This is a genomic window from uncultured Rothia sp. (assembly GCF_937976295.1).
Lineage (GTDB): Bacteria > Actinomycetota > Actinomycetes > Actinomycetales > Micrococcaceae > Rothia.
This window is the reverse complement of the sequence record NZ_CALJRY010000082.1, coordinates 1-2,281: the sequence shown is the minus strand read 5'-3', so window position 1 is coordinate 2,281 and position 2,281 is coordinate 1. Positions and strand designations below refer to the sequence as shown.

The 2,281-nt window shown below is 58.3% G+C and carries 3 protein-coding genes; all 3 read right to left on the bottom strand.

Annotation, left to right across the window (positions count from 1 at the left end):
- Positions 1-985, bottom strand: a 985-nt coding sequence (locus tag Q0216_RS02175; RefSeq protein WP_298592561.1) for a hypothetical protein, incomplete at its 3' end; no start/stop codon positions are given.
- The gene (locus Q0216_RS02170; RefSeq protein WP_298592559.1) at positions 982-1,764 is read right to left on the bottom strand and encodes a hypothetical protein; all 783 of its coding nucleotides are present in this window, start codon (positions 1,762-1,764) and stop codon (positions 982-984) included. The genes Q0216_RS02170 and Q0216_RS02175, both read right to left, overlap by 4 nt.
- Positions 1,765-1,776: 12 nt before the next feature.
- Positions 1,777-2,118, bottom strand: coding sequence for a hypothetical protein (locus Q0216_RS02165; RefSeq protein WP_298592557.1), 342 nt, complete (start codon positions 2,116-2,118; stop codon positions 1,777-1,779).
- Positions 2,119-2,281: the final 163 nt, after the last annotated feature.

Sequence of the window (2,281 nt, the reverse complement as noted above, 5' to 3'; positions counted from 1 at the left end):
TAGCCGCACCAGCAGCCATACCGGCAGCACCAACCGCCATACCCGCCATACCCGCCAACGCAGTACCAGCACCATCAGCACCAGTACCCGCCGCAGCAGGGTTCACAATCTTCAACAGGGCAGGCAACGCAAACGGAGCCATCGCGATAATACACACCGCGGTGACAATACCGCCGATACCGTCGCCACCCTTGAGCTCCTGGAAGGCGAACCCGTACAGCACGGCTACGGTCGGCTTGAACAAAATGAACGCCAGTAGCCATTTGGAGACGCGGGAGAACCCGCGGCCACCAGCTGCGAAAGTGATGCCCTCAGCCACCGGCCAGTACATCAGCAGCACCGGGGTAGCGATTGCTACGAGAATCATGATGCACCACTGCACAATCACGACCAGGACCATAATCGCGCCAGGCAAAAACAGCATCGCGCCCAGCGCGGCGACAGCCTTACTTGGGTCGCCCAGAATCGCTGTCGTGTCCCGACTGCTCCAATTGCTGGATTCGAGAATCGCGGCAGCAGCCTGGTCACTAGCCGTCAGCAGCAGGGAGATGATGGCGACACCCATGCCGGAGACGAGGATGACACGGCCCAGGGAGGAGAGCACATAGCGGATGTCCTCGCCGCGCTGCTCCCAGACGATTTTGACGCCGGCGACCATGATGCCGATGGTAACCGCCAAGAAGGTGAAGATATTGACGACGCCAGTACCCCACTGGAACGCGGAGGAGGTCTGGGGATCAATGATAGGGCCGGCCTTCAGCCAGGAGGTGATGAAATCGCGGTAAATCGCTACAGAGCCATTCCAGAAGCTCTCCAAGATTTGATTAAAGGTGCCGTCGGTGATTTTTTTTACAGCATATCCGGCGGGGTCCTTAGCAGCCTTTGCGAGCTCTTCCCCGCCGTGATCAATCGCCAATTCACAAGCCTTGGTGTTGATTGGGGCAGCAGTGCAGAAGGCTTTTTTTGCAGCATCAATGGCGGTCATAGCTTAAACCCCCACTCCTTCAACGTTGCAGGATCAACAGTGAACCGCTGAGCGGGCTTCTGAGAATCATCAGAGACGACTTCCAACACGACCTCTGACTTTTCTGAGTCAAAACGCCAGTCGCCGTTTTCCCAAACCATGCGGACAGGCATCCACGCCGAAACCGTTTCCCCGGTGTTCGACTGGGCGAGAGTGTAAACCTTCACAGTGGCGCGCTCAGTCGAATACCCCTGGATGCCGAACCCGTAAACCATTGCGGAGACGTCCGAAGAAACATCTTCGTCCTCACCTTCCCACGGGTCAGGCTTGCCAGCGTATCGGCTTGAGAAGATTGCTCGACGGTCAGCAGCCGGAATTTCCTGATTGCCTGCGACGGTGAGGGCATTAATAGCGGCCATGGCGGCGCCCGTAGGATTATGCGCGAAGCACTGGCCCATGCGGCCCTGACGCACCGTCGGACCATACGTAGCAGACACAGGGTAATGGACACCCGAGGGGGTCTGCTCCCAGACGTAATCTTCCGGGACCTCAGCAGAAAACTCCTTCCCCGCCGGAACCGGCACATCACACACCGCACGACCATCAGCACCCACCGACCCAGCCGACGCCGCCACCGCCGACAACGACGGCGAAGCCGACGCAGACGCCGACGGCGCAGCAGACTCACGCGACTGCTCCGGGAAAAAAATAACTTTCACAGCAAGCAGGCCAGCAATCACCAGCACACCCACCATGAAAAAAATTGACGACCGGCGAGACCTCAAGACCTCACGTACCATCACAACCCCCTTTTAGCCGCAGTTCAGAGTCGACTTCACAAACAGGCTCGCGAGCGGAGCCGCAATACCAATCAGAATCGCGCCAATACCCCACTTAGCGATCGCGCCCAGCACAAAGCCGCCGTCCTCACGGCGATGCGCGATGACCAGGTTAATGCCGATGAGGATAATACCGGCCACAGCAGCCACAAAGCCGAAGCCAGCGATGACGCCGAGGATAGTATCTGCACCGTCACAGACAGCCTTCGGCATCTGCAGAGCCTCAGCATGAGCAGCAGTAGAGGCGACAGGGATAGTCGCCAGGGACAGGGCGGCACCAGTAGCAGCAGTACGCAGGCCAGAACGAATCTTCACGGGGGTCTCCTTCGTGTTCTCTGCACAGAGTGCAGTGTGTGTAAAGATTTTGGGTGCACCACAGCACACCCAGGGCACCGACGGGGAAATCATCCCGCCGGATAGGGTGTTTGAGTGAGTAGTGATATAACCCCCCAGACAAGGGGGAGGTGAGTGAAAACTA

What these genes read in the sequence shown, in the direction of transcription:
- Q0216_RS02170 (WP_298592559.1), bottom strand. Translation starts at nt 1,764, where the DNA reads ATGGTACGTGAGGTCTTGAGGTCTCGCCGGTCGTCAATTTTTTTCATG.